The following is a 19749-nucleotide window of genomic DNA, read 5'->3' on the forward strand; positions in this document are numbered from 1 at the left end:
CTGGTATATGTAACTAGGTTGTAACTAGGTATTTTACCCATTAAAACCTTTATGTCCAGTGTTTTGGAGAGGGATGGGGTGGTCGGATACAGTTTCAAATCCTGTCATTCCGACCACCGTTTTTTTTGATTCATACTTCTTTTGCGATGATTGGCTTTGAGCTGATGTCGAATTTCATTCCAAAAAGTTCAACGTTTCTTTTTTGTCTTCATTTTTTGTAAATTTTATAAAATTAATGACGACGTTTTTTCTGTTCAATTTCCAGCTGAATTAACTCTTTTAAAAGAGAAGAAGCTCGCTCTTCATCATGTTTAAGATTTGCTTTTAATAAATGCTTCCATGTTTTATGTAATTTCTTTTCTAATTTAGAATTTTCCATAACTAAACTCCATTTTATGTACTCGTTGGTAATATAATATTACTATTTTAAGATAAAATCAAATTTATCTATTTAAAAACATGGATATAGCTGTATCTTTGAGTTTTTATTTGAATAATCAAAGGTTACTATCTGAGTAATTTACTGCTTCTATAATTACTTGGATAGCTACTTGGATAGCTACTTGGGTAGGCCTGTTAGGCGTTATATATCAGGATTAGATATATGGACTGTTGATTTGATAAACGGTCAGCGAGATTGATATTAGATAGTTAAGAGAGCTTGTATGAATAAACCTCTCTAACCATGGAGCATAGCTAAATAGTATGGTTAAAGAGGCTAGTCTTAGTTATTAGAAAGGTATATTTTTAATTTTTGTGGGCTATGTTTAATGTAGTTCCATTGAGTAACCAGGCCTATTAAAAGAAACAATCCACTGCCCACAATAATACTCAATAACCATAAAGAAAGATCAAAAGAGGGGCTGGTATTTAATAGGTAAATACTGATTAAGACACTGGCTACTTGTGCAAAGCTAGCAGCTAAAACTCCAGCTAGTCCTCCCAAAAATGCAAATTCGGTTAAGCCTATTTTTATAATTTCTTTATTTTTAGCCCCAATAGTTCTTAGCAATAACCAACTTTGAATACGAGACTGTTGACTGGCAATGGTCGCAGTAAACAATACAGCGATACTGGCTAATAAGGTAAACGCGTACAGGGCAGAAACAGCCCAGCTTGCTTGTGTCATAATTTGCTGGATTTGCAGCATAATCTTACGCACATCGATAAGCAGTACACCTTGGCTTTGAGTGGCTAATTGCTTAGTCAGTTCAGGCACAGAAGTTTGTTTATTTTCTGCTAAGTAGAAATTGCTTAAATAAGAAATAGGTAAGGCTCTATCTGTTTTGGGCTCAACAATAAAAAAGAAATTGAGTTGAAAGCTTTGCCAATCCACTTTTCTAAAACTGGTGACTTGATAGTGATACTCCTGGCCTGCAAAATTAAAGGTAAGTTCATCCCCTAAATGAATATTAAACAGCTCGGCAATGCCTTGTTCAACTGATACCCATGGTTTATTTGGTGTTGGTGTGATTTGAGCAGTGATTTTATTATGGCTAGGTATGGCATTCATTACCGCTACATTGGCCTCACGTTCTAATAAACGGCGTGCTCTTTCACTGGTTTGTTGTTCTGCTAATAGCGGCTTATCATTAATTTGTGTCAGTCTTCCTCTTGCCATCGGTGCTTCTGTTTTATTGGGTATCGCCTTAAGAACTTGGTCAACTTGTGTTTTTTGATTAGGTTGAATGTTAATCACAAACGCATTAGGAGTGTCTTTAGGTAATGATGCCTGCCAGTTGTATAGCAAGTCTTGACGTACGAACGTCATTAACATTAATACAAATAAAACCATACCAACCGATACCAATTGAATTTGTACCAGGCCAGGTTCTTTATTTAAGTTAGATAGTGCAATTTTGAACCAACCCCGACTGTACGTTTGTAAAAACTTGAGCAGTTTGAGTAAAGCCAATGAAGCTAAAAATAAAAACAGACTAAAGACAATAATGCCAGACACAATCCAGGCTAATGTTTGGATATTCAGCATTAAGCTAATTAACGCCAATAGCAAAAAGAAACTAATAAACCAATGCAGATAACCTGTTTGAGAAGGTACAGATTTTAAAATTTGAATAGGGGGTGTTTTTACTGCACTTTGAAAGGCTTGCCATGCAAATGTCCATAACACCAATATCCCACTAAAAAATCCGACCAAGAGGGCAAGTGTTGGATTTGGAATTACCAACGGTGTAAAAAAGTGTGATAAATAGGGCTGCACTAGAACAGAGATAACATAACCCAACGCAGAACCTATAGCACTACTAAAAATAGCTATCCAACTGAGTTGAAGGGCAAAAAGTCGTGTCATTTTGCCATTGCTAGCACCAAACGCACGCATTAAAGCCATACTGTTTTTCCAACGAGTTAGGTAAAATCGACTAGCAATTAAGATAGACATGCCAGCAACTAAAATAGCCGATAAAGCCGATAAATCTAAAAATAACCAAGCAGTTTCAAGTGAATTGCCTAAATCTTCAGATGGCGCTTTGGCAGAAAAAATTTGCCAAGAAGGTTGTTGATTTTTTTCGATGACTTTAGAAAAAGTCTTAAGTGCTTTTTCATTGCCAGCCACACTCAATTTATAGGTTACACGGCTACCTGGACCAATAAGCTTAATTTGGTTAAGTTGTGCTAATGGCATCCAAACCTGTGGTGCAAAACTTGCCATAGGGTTGACGGTTTGTGAACTTTCAATTGCTCCGTTTAGCTGAAAGGTTTTGGTGCCCAAAGTAAGAGTTGACTGGCCATCTATTTGCATTAAAGACAATAACTTGGGTTCAATCCATACACCGTCTTTGGTTAAAGGCATAAATGGCAAAATTGAGTTTGGCGTTAATTGGCCTCTTAAAGGTTTTGGATTAGACAAACCCGTTAAACGAACAAGTTGAAAGCTTTGTTGTTCTGAGGTGTTTTGTGCCAGTGCCATCGTAACCACAGACACGCTTTGAGCCGTTTTTAACCCCAAGTCTTTAGCCTGTTGTTGCCACTTAGCATCTATTGGTCTAGAGCTTTGAATCACGTAGTCTGCACCTAAAGATTCAGAAGCTTTGCGTAACATGCTTTGTTGTACGGTCTCGCCGAGTTGTTTAACAACGGTAACGGTTGTGCTGGCAATAATGACTGCAATAATTAACCAAATCCAATCACCTTTTTTTAGGCTTCTAAAAAACCATTTAGATGCCGTAATGGCTTCATGCTGAAAAGATTTAATCATTTGATTCTTCCAGGTTCTTATCTTGCTGAACTAATTGGCCATTATGAAGGTGATAAACTTTTTGACAGCGTTGAGCCAGTTCAGAATCGTGTGTCACCAGTATTAACGTGGTTTTTAAGCTACGGTTAAGCTCAAAAAGCAGAGCTTGGATTTGCTCTGCGGTCTCTTCATCTAAGTTACCCGTGGGTTCATCCGCAAATAAAACTTTAGGTTCGGTTACAAATGCTCTAGCAATTGCAACACGTTGTTGCTCACCGCCAGATAATTCAGCAGGCCTGTGGTTTGCCCGGTGTTGTAAGCCAACTTGTTCAAGAGCGTTATGTGCTTTTTCAATGGCATTATCTATCTGAAAAAGCTCTAAAGGCATTAATACATTCTCTAAAGCTGTCATACTTGGCATAAGTTGAAAGTTTTGAAAAATAAAGCCAACTTGTTGAGCCCTTATTTGTGCACGTTCATCTTCAGAAGATTCTTCAATATTGTGTCCTAATAAAGCTACTTTTCCTAAAGTAGGCAGCTCTAACCCAGCCATTAATGAGAGTAGGGTCGATTTACCCGAACCAGACCGGCCAACAATAGCAATAATCTCTTCTGACTGGACTCTTAAGTCGCAGGCTCTTATGATATCTAACACCTCAGAATCAGAAGGAATCTGGTAATGCACATTTTGCAATTCAATCACATTTTCAAGCTTATTATTCATGCGGCTGGTATTCATTTATCTAAGGCTCTCTTATTGCTGCTACTAAGTTTCAGTTTGATTTTTCATCCTAGTCTAAGCGTTGCACAATCGCAAGGTGAAATGACCGCTGAAAACATGAAACAAGATGAATCTAACAGGCCTGGTAAATTACTGGTGATGGGCGATAGTTTAAGTGCGGCTTATGGCATTGAAATTAATCAGGGTTGGGTGGCTCTACTACAAAAGAAATATCCTCAGATTGATGTAGTGAATGCAAGCATTAGTGGAGAAACCACTTCTGGTGGCAAACAGAGGTTACAGGCTCTATTGGAGAAATATCAACCTGACATAATGGTTTTAGAGCTTGGAGCCAATGATGCATTAAGAGGGCAGGATTTAAATGTTACCAAACGCAATTTGCAAAGTATGATTGATGCGTGCTTAAAATTTAATAAAGACTGTAAAGTGGTTTTATTAGGGGTACAGTTACCAACGAATTATGGTCCTCTTTATGATCAGATGTTCCAAAAGATGTACCGAGATTTGGCAGAAAAAAATAATCTTTTGTTCGATCCGTTTTTTATTGAACCTGTTGCTTTAGACCCTGGTCTAATGCAGCAGGATGGTTTGCATCCAAATGCAGAAGGGCAACCCCTGATATTGCAACGAATTGCCCCATTGTTAGAAAAGATCTTAACAAAATAATAGTGCTGTTAAGTGAAGCTTGATTAGGATTTTGTTCTCTATTTAACGTTATAGTTGTAAAATATCGACTTACTTTGCATAGGGTTATTGTGCATGGTGATATTTTTATGACATCTATGTTGCAACAGGTATTCCTGGTTGATACGCCTCCTTTGTCATTATTTAATTAAATTTCATGGAAAAATTTCTGAACTCATGCAACAAAAACTTATTAATGCACTGCAAGCCATCAAAGGCCAAAAAATTCCAGAGCTTCCAGAGGATATCTTGCGTCTTGAAAGAGAGATTAAAAGTAAGTTTGCAAGCACGGCATCTGTTGCAGAAATTATTGAAATGAACACAACTTTATCGGGTGAGGTAATGAAAATTGTTAACTCACCCGTAGTGAAGCTAAGAACCCCTGTAAGGTCTATTCGCGAAGCGGTTACGGTTATGGGGCTAGATAATATATATAACCTGGTTCTAAGTGCGGCCATTAAAAACATGTTTGGAAGTGAAGGGTTACACAAAGACATTATGGATCATAGTGTTGATGTGGCTTTTTGTATGTCTGATATCTCTGAGTGGGTAGCAGGAATTACTCGTGATGAAGCTTATATGCTTGGCTTGTTTCATAATGTCGGTGCTTTAATGCTCGCATCCAAAAGTAAAGAACAGTATGAGCCTATATTTAGAAACTCAATGTCTTTGCCATTAAGTGCTGTTGCTAAAGAACGAGAGATATTTGGATCAGATCACGCCATGATTGGTGTATTAATTGGGCAAAAATGGCACTTACCCGTTAATATGCTTAATGCCATGATGTTGCATCATAACGAGAGCTGTTCACGGATTCAAAATGATCAAGTAAGAGCGATGGTTGCTATGATCAAAGTCGCTAATGCCATTGTTTCTGAAATTTCATTGGGTGCTTATCGTGGTGGAGAAATGCGAGCTTATGAGCTAGATGGTTTGCATGAACTGATGATAGATGACTCGGTGATAACTGAAATCAGAACGGCTTTAATGTCATATAATTTCAAAGATTAAATTTAAATATATTTTTATAACAATTAGAGGCCTTTATACACACTTCGTGGTAGGGCTAATTAGAAAGGCTTATTAGTAATGCAAAACAAACTTCGCCAAGCAATCAAAGCTATTCAAGGGCATAAAATTCCTGAATTGCCAGAAGAGATTATTGAGCTAGACAAAGAAATATCAAGTAAATTTGCTAGTGCGGCGAATGTGACAGAAATTATTTCAAAAAATACCACTCTTTCTGGTGAGTTGATGCGTTTAGTTAACTCTCCGGTTGTTAAGTTAAAAGAGCCAGTAACGTCTATTAAAGACGCAGTGAGTGTTTTGGGACTCAATAACATCGCCAATCTTTTGGTGGCGGCTGCAATCAAAAATATTTTCGGCAGTAAGGGCTTGTCCAAAGATATTATGGATAACAGCGTTGATGTAGCTTTTTGCATGTCAGATCTCTCCGAATGGGTAGATGGGATCTCTAGAGATGAAGCCTATATGCTCGGTTTATTTCATAATGTTGGAGCGATGATGCTTGCAGCAAAAAATGAAGATGTTTATGCCGGATTATTTAGAGACTCAATGTCAAACCCAAATGCCATAATAAAAAAAGAAGAAGCTGTATTTGGTTCAAACCACGCCATGATAGGTCTTTTGATTGGTCAAAAATGGCATTTACCCGTGAATATGCTTAATGCCATTATGCTTCACCATAATGAGAAATGTGAACGGATTAAAAATGACCAAGTTCGAGCAATGGTTGCCATGATCAAGCTAGCTAATGCAATGGTTGCTGAAATTTCATTAGGTGCCTATCGAAGTGAAGAAATGCGTAACTATGAAAAAGATGGTTTGCAAGAACTTATGATTGATGAAGATGTGGTTTCTGAAATTAGAACCGCGTTAATGTCATATAATTTTAAAGGTTAACCTTAACAATGACGGATGCTTATTGATGCGTTTTTGTTTACGAAAATTTAATGATTAAAATTACCAGGCCTGGTAAAAATAAAAAGAGCCATTCTTAATTAAAAGGGTGGCTCTTTTTTTATTTAAAAAAGCAATTATTTAACTTTGTAATCTAAATGGTCAAATTTTTGTAACGCAATCTGGAATGAAATCACCGTCGTAATAATAGCTTTGTAACCAAAGTGCTTTACCCAACGGAAAATCGTTATAGCATTATCTTGTTTAGCCCTATCTTGTTTAGCAATATCTAAGAATCATTCGATTGTTTAAATTCAAACCAATTAATCAACCTATTAAATAATCAGCACTCTTTTTAATTTCTAATTGATGAATGTGATTGAAATAGAAATTCGACTTTGGTTCAGTTGTTGCTGTGGCTTAACTAGGCAAGTTTTGATGAGGTTTATTTCATCAATTTTTCTATTACTTAAACAGTGTTGCATAAGTTAGCTTTACACAAGTCTCATAAGTCTAGTCGTCGCCGAATATGCTGTCATATGGACAGTCATCATTAAGTGGTAATAAGGGCATACGGGGCTATAAAGGTAGTTATTGTTTTTACTTAGAATAGGGCAATATTTACCGGGTTAAGTTCAATGGCAATTTTTGCATTAAAAGTAAGTTGCCGATACAAACAATGAAAGTGGCAAGTCAACTAAATTCTATTAAATAACGCATGGCACAGATAAAAACTTATAAACATAATCTCTAGGGGTTAATTAAATAATCTAAAACGGTTTTGAGTCTTTTGATTACCAGAGTTGTCTTACTTTCTTACAATCTGAAAAAACAGGAGAACATGATGTTTTTTTCGCAAAAAAAGTTAATAAAGGGCGTTGGAATAGTATGCCTATTAATGACTTCAGTTTCCTTTGCTGCTAAAGGGCCTTCTGCTGAAAACGTTGACGGTGCAACAACCATCAATGCAGAGCAAGCTAAGAAGTTATGGAAAGAGGGAGCTACGTTTATTGATACTCGTAAAGATTCGGATTGGCAAGCTGGTCGAGTACCAGGTGCAGTGCATATTAACGTTAAAAAACCAGAATTTAATAAACACGAAATTTTGAATCATGTTGGTTTAAATGAACCTGTTGTTTCTTACTGCAATGCAGAAAAATGTCACCGTGCGGCTGCGGGTGCTAAAAAGCTTGTTGGGTTTGGTTTTACCAAAGTTTATTACTACAGAGATGGTTTTCCATCATGGAAAAATGCTGGTTATCCATATGAATAACCTAGACAAGGCTGAGGAAAATTATAATGTTTAAATCACTTAGAGCCAGAGTTGAAATCTACACGGTTTTAACGATTCTTTTTACTGCCGCTATTTTAATAGCTGTTTTTACATATCAGTTGTATCAATCTAAACAACACCTGCTTAACGCCATGGCAGGCAAACAGATATCAATTTATAAAACCGTCTTGGACAAGACTGTTTCTCAAATGGAAAAAAATGTTTTTGCATTTACACGAGATGAACAGTTGTTTAAAGCCATTGAAGATTCTGATAAACAAGCTATTTCTGAACGAGTGGGGCCTACGGCTAACCGCTTAGAAGCAACTCAGACTGCTTCCAATGTTCGTTTGTTAGGTGTTGATGGTACCGTTCTTTTTAGTCGTAATAAAAACGACGGTAGCTCAGTTAATCTTGAGCTTGTTAAAAAGTCAGTTTCGGATTTAGTCATTACCAGAGGTTTAGAGTCGGTGAACGGAAATCCTGAGGTACACTTTATCTTTCCGCTTACTAAAAAGGGTAAGGCATTTGCCGTTGTTGACCTTGTTATGGATTATTCAATGCTAGCACCAAGTCTTGCAGAAATTGGTCAAACTCGATTTATGTTGTTTGCTCTAAATGGCAAATTAATTACCCATCAAGACCACGATATTGAACAGGCTTTCATTGATTCTGGTGAAGATGTAACAACTTATGGTATAGATAAATTTGTGTATGGCGACAAAAGCTATACGAGTGTTACTCAGCCATTAAAAGACGTCAATGGTAAAACCGTTGCCTATGTGGCAACTTTAACTGATGACACTGAAATGCATAGTGCTCAAGATTTCTCATTTATGATAGGAACACTAAGCATTATTCTTTGGATTATTATTGCTTTTACCTTAACTAAAATTCAATTTAAGAAGGCTTTTAAGCCGCTTGAAAATATGAAAACGGTGGTTGATAACATCAGTCAGAATGGTGATTTCAGTAAACGTATTCCAGTTGTTTCTAAAGATGAGGTGGGTGAAGCTGCAGAGGCAATAAATCACATGGTTGATACACTCCAAAAATCGATTTCAGATAGCAACTTGGTTATGAATGCAGTTGCAAGCGGTGATTTTTCAAAACGTATCAATGGTGAGTACAAAGGCGATTTAGCCACACTGCAAGTTGCAGTTAATCAATCGACTCAAGCGGTAGAGTTTTCAATGAGAGAAATTATTACTCTTGTTCATGCATTAAGTAATGGTGATTTTTCAGCGAGAATGAATGATAAAGTCGATCCAAATGTACGAAAAGAAGTTGAATTATCATTACGAATGATGAGTGATGTTATTTCTAATGTAAATATCGTTTTAGAGCACATGGCTAATGGAGATTATTCTCACCGAGTAACGGTTCCAGCCAACGGTGAGTTAAAGATTATGGCTGATAGTGTCAATAGTCGTGTAGAGCAAACCGATAAAGCGTTAGGCGAAATTGCAGATGTGGTAAACGCTCTTGCCGATGGTAATTTAACTAAACGCGTGACATCTGAGTTTGGTGGTAAGTTTGGAGATGTATCAAAATCTTTAAATGGCTCGATTGATAACCTGGCTAAACTGATTTCAGAAACCACTTACGGAGTGCATAACCTAACAGATAATGTTGAACAAATTTATCAAGGTAGCCAAGATTTAAATGATCGTACTCAACGTCAAGCAGCCTCTCTGGAAGAAACAACGGCCACTATGGATCAAATTATGTTTGCGGTAAAACAAACAACCGATAATGCTCAATCAGCAAATCAGCTTGCTACATCAGCTCGAACTCAAGCGGATAACGGTGCTGAAGTTATGAGAAGCACGATTGAATCTATGGGTGATATTAAAGAGGCCAGTCATAGAATAGAAGAAATTATAAGCTTGATTGACAGTATCGCCTTCCAAACTAATTTACTGGCATTAAATGCAGCGGTTGAAGCGGCAAGAGCCGGTGAGCATGGACGAGGGTTTGCAGTAGTTGCTGGCGAAGTGAGGAACTTAGCGGGTAAATCATCGGATGCGGCTCGTGACATTAAAGGTTTGATTGAGAATGCGGTTAATGCTGTTGACCAAGGTACAGAAAGAGCAGAGCGTTCTGATGAAGCGTTACAGCATATTACCGAGAGCATTCGCAAGGTAAGCGATATAGTCGCTGAGATTTCAAAAGCTTCAAGCGAGCAAACGCATTCAATAACTCAAGTAGGTCAAGCCATTGGAGATATTGATACCGTGACTCAGCAAAACGCAGCTCTAGTCGAAGAAAGCACTGCAGCTTCAGAAACCATGAAATCTGAAGCATCTTCTTTAGCAAACTTAGTGTCTAAATTTAAAGTTTAATTTCTAAAATTTAAACTTCTATTTATTCAAAACAAAAAAACCGAGCGTTATGTGCTCGGTTTTTTGTTTTAAGAGAGAAGGTAAATCGTTATTTAAGTTTACAATCCAAGTGATAAGCCACTTGCATAGTATTCTCTAATAAAGTGGCAATAGTCATTGGGCCAACGCCACCTGGTACTGGTGTAATCCAACTTGCACGTTCTTTCGCTGTTTCATACTCAACGTCACCGCAAAGCGTACCATCATCCATACGGTTAATACCTACATCAATCACAATGGCACCGTCTTTAATCCATTCACCTTTAACCATGTTTGGTATACCAACACCCACAACCACTAAATCAGCTTCAGAAACTTTTTTAGGTAGATCTTTAGTAGCACTATGACAAATAGTAACTGTTGCACGCTCATTTAAAAGCTCCAACATCATAGGAACACCCACAATGTTAGATGCACCTACCACAACCGCATTTAAGCCACGAAGAGGAATACCTGTTTTTGCTAACATAGTCATAACACCATGGGGTGTACAAGGAGCTAACTGAGTCATACGAGTGGCTAAACGACCAACATTATAAGGATGAAAACCATCCACATCTTTACAAGGATGAATACGCTCAATAATTTCTTCTGGATCAATGTGGTCTGGGACAGGTAGCTGAACAATAATTCCGTGAACATTATCATCGGCATTTAATTTATCAATTAAAGCCAATACTTCTTCTTGAGAAGTTTCGGCAGGAAGTACCTCAGACACATCATTAAAGCCGGCTTTTTGACAAGCTATCTTTTTATTACGCACATAAACTTGAGACGCGGGGTCTTCACCAACCATGATAACAGCCAGGCCTGGCGGCTTTTTACCTAAAGCAACTTGTTTCTCAACTTCTTGCTGAATCGAATCGCGTAGTTCGGCTGCAATCGCCTTACCGTCTAAAATTTGTGCAGACATAGTATTTATCATCCTACATAGAGTAAAAAATTGTCGTTTATCATAACCGATTTTGAAGAAATATAAATTTCAGAATCATTTATATCCTTTATATAAATAGTTAGTGTTTGTAATTTGGAATATAAAAAGAGGCTTTAAAATAAGAATCAATAAGTTAGCAAGCAGTAACTCCACAGGCGTTATTACACAGAAAAATAAAATGCAAAAAAACATAAAAATTTTATAGTTTCTTGTTGACAGGTCAGGGGGGCGTCTATACAATACGCCCCATCTTACGGAGTGTAGCGCAGCTTGGTAGCGCACCTGTTTTGGGTACAGGTGGTCGGGGGTTCAAATCCCTCCACTCCGACCATATTCTTATCGAATTGAAGATGGTCACCATCTTCAGTTAGATAGTCAAAAGGTTCGATAACGCGCCCATAGCTCAACTGGATAGAGCATCGCCCTTCTAAGGCGAGGGTTTCAGGTTCGAATCCTGATGGGCGTACCATATTTATGGTGTGTTCATCACGCCATCTATGGCGGATGTAGCTCAGTTGGTAGAGCCCAGGATTGTGATTCCTGTTGTCGCGGGTTCGATCCCCGTCATTCGCCCCACTTTTTCTTTTTATTTTCTTTGTTAAATTCAGCTTCTCATGAAGCTTATCTAAGCAATTTCTTTTCTATTTACTCTCGTTTTTTCTATTTTTTAAAATCATTTTTTGCACCATAATAATTTATTTTATGCATCCTATTTGAACATTGATGGTTTTTTATAGCCTTATAATAAGTATTTTCTTTCTTTAAGCCTATTAAAACGCCTTTTTATAATTTTGGTACTTCTTTTGCTTTTAAGTTATTACCCTTTTTATAATTGGTAATACTGGAGTTGTGATATGAAGTCTAAGATTGTTTCTAAAACCTTTGGATTGGTAGCTGGTTTAGCTATGACTGCTATGAGTTGGCAGGCTAATGCCGCTGAGCCTTTAAAAATAGGATATAGCGATTGGCCTGGTTGGGTAGCTTGGGATGTGGCTATTGAAAAAGATTGGTTTAAAAAAGAAGGTGTGGATGTCAAATTTGAATGGTTTGATTACGTGGCTTCAATGGACGCATATGCCGCAGGTAAATTAGATGGTGTACATATGACAAATGGTGATGCTTTAGTGACTGGTTCTACTGGTGCACCGAGTGTAATGATTTTGTTAAATGACTACTCTAACGGTAATGACATGGTGGTTGCTAAGCCTGGCGTTGCTTCTATTAAAGATTTAAAAGGTAAAAAGATTGGTGTTGAAGTTGGTTTTGTATCTCACCTATTGTTACTTACTGCTTTAGATGCTAACGGCATGTCAGAATCTGATGTCACTCTCGTTAATGTTCCTACTAATGAAACACCACAGGTTTTAGCTTCTGGTGAAGTCGATGCTATTGTGGCTTGGCAGCCAAGTTCTGGTCAAGCATTAAGTATGGTGCCTGGTTCAAAAGCCGTATTTACTTCTAGAAATAATCCTGGAATTATCTATGACGGTTTATCGGTAAACCCTGCAAGTCTTTCTGAGCGTAAAGCAGATTGGGAGAAGGTTTTAAAGGTATGGTACAAGGTGGTTAATTATATTAACGACCCTAAAACACATGCTGATGCAGTAAAAATTATGTCGGCACGAGTAGGTTTAACTCCTGAAGAGTATGAGCCATTTTTGGAAGGAACTAAACTTCTTACTTTAGATGAAGCAAAAGCCGCTTACAAAAAAGGTAAAGGCTTAGATTCTATCTATGGTTCTTCAAAAGTATCTGATGACTTTAACGTAGCCAATAAAGTTTACGATGCTCCTCAAGATATTGATGCTTATTTTGATGGTTCTTTAACTGACGGATTGTAATTACAAAATTTAAATTATTTTCAAACAGTCAATTACAGACTGTTACAGCGTAATTTAGCCTAATTCAGCCTTCTAGGACCTCCTCTTATTAGGCTGTTTTTTTATCTATAAGAAAAGAGTAAAAGAGTAGTGAGGAATTGAAATGACTCAAAAAACAAAATATTTTCGTCATCAAGATGCTCTTATACCTACTGTTATTGCATTAACCTATGTAATAACTACCTATATTCTTGGGTTTGGCTTACTGTTAGCGGAACCTTTCTATGCCAATATTATTGGTATTCCTATATTGGCTCATTCAATGGTAATAGCAGCTTATTTGATTCATGAGGCTGCCCATTCAAGTGTTTTTAAAGATAAGAAGCATAATCGTTGGTTTGCAGAGTCTTTATTGTGGATAACGGGGAATAGTTATTCAAATTTTGATGATATTCAACGTAAACACAATCGTCATCATAGCGACCGTGCCGATATTGTTTCTTTTGATTTTAGACCAATCTTAGAAAAGCACCCGCAATTACTAAAAGTTATTAAAACGTTAGAGTGGATGTACATTCCTGCTTTAGAAATTTTAATGCATGCTCTGGTACTTATACTGCCTTTTGTTAAAGAGAATAGAAAACAAAATCGACCTCGCATTATGGTTGTGTTTGCTTTAAGGGGCGCTCTGTTTTTTTGGTTAGCCTCCATCTCGATGCATATTTTGTGGTTGTATCCATTGGCTTATATGTTGTTTTTAACGGTAATGCGTTTTATGGATGTGCATCAACATACTTATGAAGTCTACGAAACCTTGGATTTACCTAGAGGTGCTGAAGCCAAATTAAGAGACCGTGAGTTTGAGGAGCATAATACTTACTCAAATTTACTTTCGGTGAAATATCCTTGGGTGAATTTATTGGTACTTAATTTTAGTTATCACAATGTTCATCATGAGCAGCAATTGCAGCCTTGGTATCGTTTGCCAAAATTACATAAAGAAATGTTTGGTGATGATTACCAACAAATTTTGACTTTTAAGCACCTTATTAAAAGTTTTCATAAATACCGTGTGCCACGTATTTTAAATGGTGATCCAATCAATTTACCTGTTAAACAAGATGAAGGCGAAACCTTTATTGGGGTAGATGGTGTCTCTTTTTTAACCGCCCACTAATTCTTTATTAATTAGCCATTAATTGTGTGTTAATTACTTATGGATTAGATATGTAATGCCTGTGAGGAAAATATGACTCAAGTGACTAAGTTTTGGCCAATTTTAACCGGCCAGCACACCTATGAAAAAACCCTTTCTACTCGTGGTGTGGGTAAGGGCGAAATTATTAAAGCACCTATTTTGGCGTATTTAATTGAAACCAATAATGGGCGTATTTTGTTTGATGTAGGTTGTGATTACCAAAAAATCAAACAACCTGATTTACGTCAAAAATACTATGAGCATGACGGTTTTCCTTTTGGCCCGCCAGAGATGGAGGAAGAGCAGCAGTTATCTAATAAATTACAAATTTTAGGCTTGCAGCCAGAAGATGTCGATGTGGTTTTTTGTAGCCATTTGCATTTTGATCATGCGGGTGGTTTATGTGAGTTTTGTCATGCAGAAGTGCATGTGCATAGTCAAGAGATGACGGCGGCAAAAAATCTTGAAGATGAAGCCTACTTTACCTCAGATTTTGATTTACCGCTTAACTGGAAAATTCAAACCGAAGAGTATGATTTAGTGCCTGGTGTGAGAGCCATCGAAACGCCTGGTCATACCGCAGGCCATATGTCTATGTATATTGAACTACCTAAAGGTCAGCCGATTATTTTAGCGGGTGATGCGGCTGATTTAGTTGAAAACATTGAGCAAGAGATCGCTCCAGGCTTGTGTTGGCAAGACAACGAATTAATGGCGATTGAGAGTATTCAAAAATTAAAACAGTTTAGCCAACAAAATAATGCTGCTCTTTGGCCAAACCATGATTGGCAGTTCTTTCAAAAACACAATCGATTCCCCGATTTTTTTGAATAGTCACGGTGGCAGATTCGATGCAATTAAAAACGTTTAAAACCCTTTGGGGCAATACTTTACCCATTGACCAGGCCTGTAAAAATGCAATCAATCATCAATTTAATGGTATTGAAGGTCAAGCTCCTAAAGATAACATTGAACAAACCAAATGGATAAATGCCTTAGCCGAGTTTGAGTGTGATTACATTGCTGAAGTGGTAACGGGCGGCGATTATGTGCCAGATAGGAATTGGAGCGTTCAACAGCATTTAGACGATATTAAATATCAATTAGACAATTCAATGCCTTTAAATCCCTTGTTTGCGACTTGCATAACGGGCTGTGATGCTTGGGAGGAAAACGATTCGATCGCGTTTTTTGAGCAAGCTATGCAAGTGGGTAAAGATTATGGAATTACTTTAAGTTTTGAAACACACAGAAGTCGCTCATTATTTACTCCTTGGGTAACTCAAAGAGTGGTTAAGGCTTTACCTGAGATTAACTTAACGTTAGATATCAGTCACTGGTGTGTAGTTTGTGAGCGTTTAATGGATTCTGAAATGGATGTTATTCATGCGATTAAAACTAATGTTCACCATGTTCATGGACGAGTAGGTTATGACCAAGGTCCGCAAGTTCCACACCCTGCTGCACCAGAGTATGCAGAAGCGCTACAGTCGCATCAGCGAGTTTGGGAAACCGTTTGGAAGGACCAGTTTGCTAAGGGATTTGAAGTGACCACCTTAACACCTGAATTTGGGCCAGATGGTTATTTGCATTTGCAGCCTTTTACCCAAATGCCAGTAGCAGATTTATCTGAAGTGAACCAGTGGATAAACCAAGTTGAACAACAGCATTTTTCAGAGGTGTCTTTTTAATGGAAATCGGATTAAGCAAAATAGGGAATGACCAGGCCCCAGCAAAAGATAAACGACCAGTATTAGTGCTATTAGTGGCTTCGTTATTTTGGGGGATGAGTTGGTGGCCATTAAAGTCGCTACATCAAATGGGGTTTGATGGGCCTTTTATTATTTTTGTGGCTTACGGTTTATTAAGTTTACTGTTCTTGCCGATTTTATGGCACTTTAAAAGCACGTTAAAAAACAATATTAAACCTTGGTTGTTAATCGTCGTGCTTGGGGGAGGAGCCAATTTAGCCTTTAATTACTCATTAATTTATGGCGATGTGATTCGCGTCATGGTGTTGTTTTATTTATTGCCTCTTTGGGGAGTCTTAGGCGGTAAATTTATATTAAAAGAACGTGTGCCTATGTTGGGATGGTTAGCGGCAGGGCTGGCAATATCAGGTGCATTTTTAGTTGTAGGTGGGGTTGAGATATTTGAATCGCCTCCGACGTGGATTGATTTTCTAGCGTTGCTTTCGGGCTTTTTATTTGCCATGAATAATATTGCTTTTAGGGGCGTGCAATCCTTACCTGTGGTAGTAAAACTCAGTGCCTTATTTATGGGGACTATGCTTATGTCTGGGATTTTGGTCTTGAATCAAGACGTTCATCTAGCTGGTAATATTTCCATAAGTGCCTGGTTGTGGTTGGCGGCATTTGGTTTGGTGTGGTTATTAATCTCCAATCTAGGTTCTCAGTGGGCTGTAACGCATATGCCAGCAAGTCAATCATCTATCATTATGATTATGGAGCTGGTTGCCGCCGTTATCTCCGCCATGTTATTCAATGGTGAAACTTTGAATTTAATAGAAGGGCTGGGAGCGGCTTTAATTTTAAGTGCGGCGTTGATTGAGGCCTTAAGATCACACAAAGATTCAAATACTTAGCCATTTAATACACAAAAATCAAAGAGTGATTGAAAAAGAGAGATTCCTGAATAGAATGATTTAAAAACAACAAAGGCCTTAAATAAGGCCTTTGTTTTATGGTTTACTCAGCTTTGTTAAATTTATATTAGCTTTTTTGAGCCATCCAATTTCGCCAGCCACCTGTATGCGAGATATCGGTTGCACCTTCAATGCCATAGGGTTCACAAATAAAGCCAACCACTTGAGAGCCATCAATCAACTCAACTTTACCTAACCCTAAAGGCGAGGGAATGAGAGCCAAAAAACTGCCCAGATGTTGTTTAGGCATATTCCAGATTTCTAGTTCAATCGATTCTCCACCTTTAAGCTGTTTTACCAGGCCTGGTTTATGGTGACACCTGGCCTGGTAAATTGTAGAATCAAATCTTTGCAATTATTTAGCATAAAAAACTATCTTAACCTGCCTCTCAACCCTTAAATTTTAGGATGTAATGTGAATTTGTGCCCATTTTGTGACAGTGAATTTTATTTAGAAAACGCAACCTGTTACGCACGCTTCGATCTCTACCCCGTAACAAAAGGCCACACCTTAGTTATCCCCAAAAGGCACGTTGCAACTTGGTTTGATATGAGCCAGCAAGAGCAAATTGATGCCATAAATTTAGTTCAAGCAGTAAAACTACAGCTAGATAAGGATTATTCACCCGATGGCTATAACATTGGTGTAAATTGCGGAGAAGCCGCAGGCCAAACCATTGCCCATGCACACATACACGTCATTCCTCGCTACAAAGGCGATATGTCCGACCCAAAAGGCGGCGTGCGTGGTGTGATTCCAGAAAAACAAAAGTATTAACTAATGAGTTCTTATGCCAAATATTAGCGACAGCATTACAAAAGACGATGTTCTACAGGCGGTAGATAAAATTGATTCTGAAAATTTACAGGGTCAATCGCAAAAGTATGAAGTGGTCATTAATGGTAAGCACTATCCACCGCCACTGGTCTGCCAATATGCGGATTATTTTGCAAAAGGTGAGCAAGGTTTACTTGAAACGAATACCTTTCCTGTTGGTCAAAATACACGATGTTTCAAGACACTTGAGGGTTTGGGTTTTGATATTGTTGAAAAACATACAAGTGACTTTAATGTTAAAGCTTTATTAGATGACATTACTCAAAATTGGGTTGAGTCTACTCAAGAAGGTTTTGCTAATCATCCAATACGACAAACTTTCGAGCGATTAAAATTCGAGATTGAACAGGTTTTAGATTCTGATACTGGAAATGAATATAAAATTAAAGCCAGTATTGGAGCAGGTAATTGGGCAAGTGTGCCATGGGTTTCAATTCTTGATACAAGTGTTACCACTTCGACACAAGATGGTATCTATCCTGTTTACTTATTTTGCGCAGATGGTTCAGGTGTTTATTTATCTTTAGGCTTAGGTACAACAGCTTTAACTCAACAATTCGGTAATGCAGGTGCCAGGAGAGAAGCATTAAAAATAAGGAACCTGCTTAGAGAACAGTTACCCGGTCTTTCAGGATGGGATACAGATATTAATCTTAATGCCACTACTCCGCTAGGAAACACCTACGAATGGGGGTCTGCTGGCGCAAAGTTTTATGCATCAAGTGCAATCCCAGAAAACTCTCAACTAAAAACTGATTTGTTGGAATTGATGAATATTTATAATCAATCCAAAAGTGTAAACATAGGGGATGAATCACTTGTGTCAGATTCTACGGAACTTAATAACTTAACTTATCACAGACTTTCAAAACCCTTCTTATTGTTAGCAGGCCTGTCAGGAACCGGTAAAACCCGTTTTGTGCGTGAGCAAGCTGAAAAAACAGGGTCACTGGAATCAACCTATTGTTTGGTGTCGGTTCGTCCTGATTGGCATGAGCCATCGGATTTATTGGGGTATGTCTCTCGTTTAGGTCAGGATGGGGCGGAGTTTATTACCACCGATGTTTTACGTTTTATGGTTAAGGCGTGGTTGTCTGTCATTGATTTACCAAACTCATTTAGTGCGTCTGATAGTGCGTCTGAATTTGATTACACAACGCACGATATTTCAAAAATTCCGCCATTTTGGTTGTGTTTAGATGAGATGAATTTGGCGCCAGTGGAACAGTATTTTGCTGATTACTTGTCGGTAATTGAAACCCGAAAATGGGAGGAGGGTGTGTATACCTGTGACCCACTTTTAAAACCCGATACGTTTAAACAGCTAGAACCTAAAGGCCTAGAAAAACTGCGCGAAGCCTTAGGTTTGAAAGAGCCTGTATTTGATGGTTTGTGGCGTTATTTTGTAAACAAAGGGATCGGTATTCCGTTTAACCTGATTGTGGCCGGTACGGTGAATATGGATGAAACCACGCACGGGTTTTCTCGTAAGGTGATAGACCGAGCATTAACGTTTGATTTTGGAGAGTTTTTCCCCAACAATTCCGCTGCGTTTTTTGAGGCGGTACATGAACCAAAAGCTTTAGGTTATCCACTAGTGTCACACGCTAAATTAGTTGATTTAAGTGACGTGATAATTGACAGTGATGGTCAAAAAACCAGGGCCTTTTTTGATGCCGTTAATCATGTGTTAAAAGGCACTATGTTTGAACTCGCTTACCGTGCTTTAAATGAGTTGTTTGTTTCGGTAATAAGTTTTAAACCGAAGACAGATCTTGAGTTGCAAGCCGTATGGGATGATTTCTTAATGATGAAGGTATTGCCTCGCATCGAAGGTGATGAAGATAAATTATCGGTGCAAAATTCAGATCTGTTAAATACGCTTATTGAAACATTCAAAAAGCCAGATTGTTTGCAGAGCATTTGGGAAGGTTTAACACGCCCAGATTTGTTTAGGGAAACGATCAAATCGCCTGAATCACCTATTTTTATAGCGTGTCGTGCACGTTTAAAGCTTGAGTGGATGCAAGATCGTTTAAAACAAAATGGGTTTACCAGCTTTTGGCCTTAGTCACGGTTTTTTACAATACTAAGG

At 38.0% G+C, this 19749-nt stretch carries 17 protein-coding genes and 3 tRNA genes; 15 read left to right on the forward strand and 5 right to left on the reverse strand.

Annotated features, from left to right (window positions below):
* Nucleotides 1–232: 232 nt before the first annotated feature.
* The 3 genes from ACORJQ_RS05810 to ACORJQ_RS05820 all read right to left on the reverse strand — a co-directional run bounded on the left by ACORJQ_RS05810 (nucleotide 233) and on the right by ACORJQ_RS05820 (nucleotide 3920).
* Nucleotides 233–379, reverse strand: coding sequence for a hypothetical protein (locus ACORJQ_RS05810; protein ID WP_321326818.1), 147 nt, complete (start codon nucleotides 377–379; stop codon nucleotides 233–235).
* Nucleotides 380–724: 345 nt separating this feature from the next.
* On the reverse strand, nucleotides 725–3217 hold the full coding sequence (locus tag ACORJQ_RS05815) for an ABC transporter permease (protein ID WP_321326820.1): 2493 nt from the start codon (nucleotides 3215–3217) through the stop codon (nucleotides 725–727).
* Nucleotides 3210–3920: an ABC transporter ATP-binding protein gene (locus ACORJQ_RS05820; protein ID WP_321326821.1), complete on the reverse strand. Its 711-nt coding sequence runs from the start codon at nucleotides 3918–3920 to the stop codon at nucleotides 3210–3212. The genes ACORJQ_RS05815 and ACORJQ_RS05820 overlap by 8 nt, the downstream gene beginning before the upstream one ends.
* On the opposite strand from ACORJQ_RS05820, the gene ACORJQ_RS05825 reads away from it, so the two are divergent.
* The 5 genes from ACORJQ_RS05825 (at nucleotide 3876) to ACORJQ_RS05845 (ending at nucleotide 10160) form a co-directional block, all read left to right on the forward strand.
* A complete protein-coding gene (locus ACORJQ_RS05825; protein WP_321326823.1) occupies nucleotides 3876–4604 on the forward strand; it encodes an arylesterase in 729 nt (242 codons plus the stop codon). The genes ACORJQ_RS05820 and ACORJQ_RS05825 overlap by 45 nt on opposite strands.
* 195 nt (nucleotides 4605–4799) lie before the next feature.
* Complete coding sequence (locus ACORJQ_RS05830; protein WP_321326825.1) at nucleotides 4800–5633, forward strand: HDOD domain-containing protein; 834 nt, start codon at nucleotides 4800–4802, stop codon at nucleotides 5631–5633.
* Nucleotides 5634–5711: 78 nt separating this feature from the next.
* Nucleotides 5712–6545: an HDOD domain-containing protein gene (locus ACORJQ_RS05835; RefSeq protein ID WP_321326827.1), complete on the forward strand. Its 834-nt coding sequence runs from the start codon at nucleotides 5712–5714 to the stop codon at nucleotides 6543–6545.
* 895 nt (nucleotides 6546–7440) lie between these two features.
* A complete protein-coding gene (locus tag ACORJQ_RS05840) occupies nucleotides 7441–7815 on the forward strand; it encodes a rhodanese-like domain-containing protein (protein WP_321322764.1) in 375 nt (124 codons plus the stop codon).
* 26 nt (nucleotides 7816–7841) lie between these two features.
* Nucleotides 7842–10160 (forward strand): methyl-accepting chemotaxis protein, encoded by a 2319-nt coding sequence (locus ACORJQ_RS05845; RefSeq protein WP_321322766.1) that lies wholly within the window; start codon nucleotides 7842–7844, stop codon nucleotides 10158–10160.
* Nucleotides 10161–10248: 88 nt separating this feature from the next.
* Here the strand turns inward: ACORJQ_RS05845 and folD are convergent, their stop codons facing one another.
* The gene (gene folD, locus ACORJQ_RS05850; protein WP_321322768.1) at nucleotides 10249–11112 is read right to left on the reverse strand and encodes a bifunctional methylenetetrahydrofolate dehydrogenase/methenyltetrahydrofolate cyclohydrolase FolD; all 864 of its coding nucleotides are present in this window, start codon (nucleotides 11110–11112) and stop codon (nucleotides 10249–10251) included.
* Between the two features lie 275 nt (nucleotides 11113–11387).
* Between folD and ACORJQ_RS05855 the strand changes: the two genes are divergently transcribed.
* The 8 genes from ACORJQ_RS05855 to ACORJQ_RS05890 all read left to right on the forward strand — a co-directional run bounded on the left by ACORJQ_RS05855 (nucleotide 11388) and on the right by ACORJQ_RS05890 (nucleotide 16756).
* Nucleotides 11388–11464, forward strand: a tRNA-Pro gene (locus ACORJQ_RS05855).
* A 61-nt stretch (nucleotides 11465–11525) separates the two neighbouring features.
* Nucleotides 11526–11602 (forward strand) — tRNA-Arg (locus ACORJQ_RS05860).
* A 31-nt stretch (nucleotides 11603–11633) separates the two neighbouring features.
* Nucleotides 11634–11709 (forward strand) — tRNA-His (locus ACORJQ_RS05865).
* 278 nt (nucleotides 11710–11987) lie between these two features.
* The gene (locus ACORJQ_RS05870; protein WP_321322770.1) at nucleotides 11988–12974 is read left to right on the forward strand and encodes an ABC transporter substrate-binding protein; all 987 of its coding nucleotides are present in this window, start codon (nucleotides 11988–11990) and stop codon (nucleotides 12972–12974) included.
* A gap of 142 nt (nucleotides 12975–13116) precedes the next feature.
* Complete coding sequence (locus ACORJQ_RS05875) at nucleotides 13117–14130, forward strand: fatty acid desaturase (RefSeq protein WP_321322772.1); 1014 nt, start codon at nucleotides 13117–13119, stop codon at nucleotides 14128–14130.
* A gap of 72 nt (nucleotides 14131–14202) precedes the next feature.
* Nucleotides 14203–14985, forward strand: a complete 783-nt coding sequence (locus tag ACORJQ_RS05880; RefSeq protein ID WP_321322774.1) for an N-acyl homoserine lactonase family protein — start codon at nucleotides 14203–14205, stop codon at nucleotides 14983–14985.
* Nucleotides 14986–15002: 17 nt separating this feature from the next.
* A complete protein-coding gene (locus tag ACORJQ_RS05885) occupies nucleotides 15003–15842 on the forward strand; it encodes an IolE/MocC family protein (RefSeq protein WP_321322776.1) in 840 nt (279 codons plus the stop codon).
* Complete coding sequence (locus tag ACORJQ_RS05890; RefSeq protein ID WP_321322778.1) at nucleotides 15842–16756, forward strand: DMT family transporter; 915 nt, start codon at nucleotides 15842–15844, stop codon at nucleotides 16754–16756. Before ACORJQ_RS05885 ends, ACORJQ_RS05890 begins: the two co-directional genes overlap by 1 nt.
* Nucleotides 16757–16883: 127 nt before the next feature.
* On the opposite strand, the gene ACORJQ_RS05895 is transcribed toward ACORJQ_RS05890, so the two are convergent.
* Nucleotides 16884–17171, reverse strand: a complete 288-nt coding sequence (locus tag ACORJQ_RS05895; protein ID WP_321322780.1) for an allophanate hydrolase-related protein — start codon at nucleotides 17169–17171, stop codon at nucleotides 16884–16886.
* A gap of 60 nt (nucleotides 17172–17231) precedes the next feature.
* On the opposite strand from ACORJQ_RS05895, the gene ACORJQ_RS05900 reads away from it, so the two are divergent.
* Both ACORJQ_RS05900 and ACORJQ_RS05905 read left to right on the forward strand, forming a co-directional pair.
* Nucleotides 17232–17594: an HIT family protein gene (locus tag ACORJQ_RS05900; protein ID WP_321322782.1), complete on the forward strand. Its 363-nt coding sequence runs from the start codon at nucleotides 17232–17234 to the stop codon at nucleotides 17592–17594.
* 13 nt (nucleotides 17595–17607) lie between these two features.
* Complete coding sequence (locus ACORJQ_RS05905; RefSeq protein ID WP_321322784.1) at nucleotides 17608–19725, forward strand: MrcB family domain-containing protein; 2118 nt, start codon at nucleotides 17608–17610, stop codon at nucleotides 19723–19725.
* The last annotated feature ends 24 nt before the right edge of the window (nucleotides 19726–19749 follow it).

Origin of the sequence: Thiomicrorhabdus sp. (assembly GCF_963662555.1) — a bacterium.
In the GTDB taxonomy this organism is placed as follows: Bacteria; Pseudomonadota; Gammaproteobacteria; order Thiomicrospirales; family Thiomicrospiraceae; genus Thiomicrorhabdus.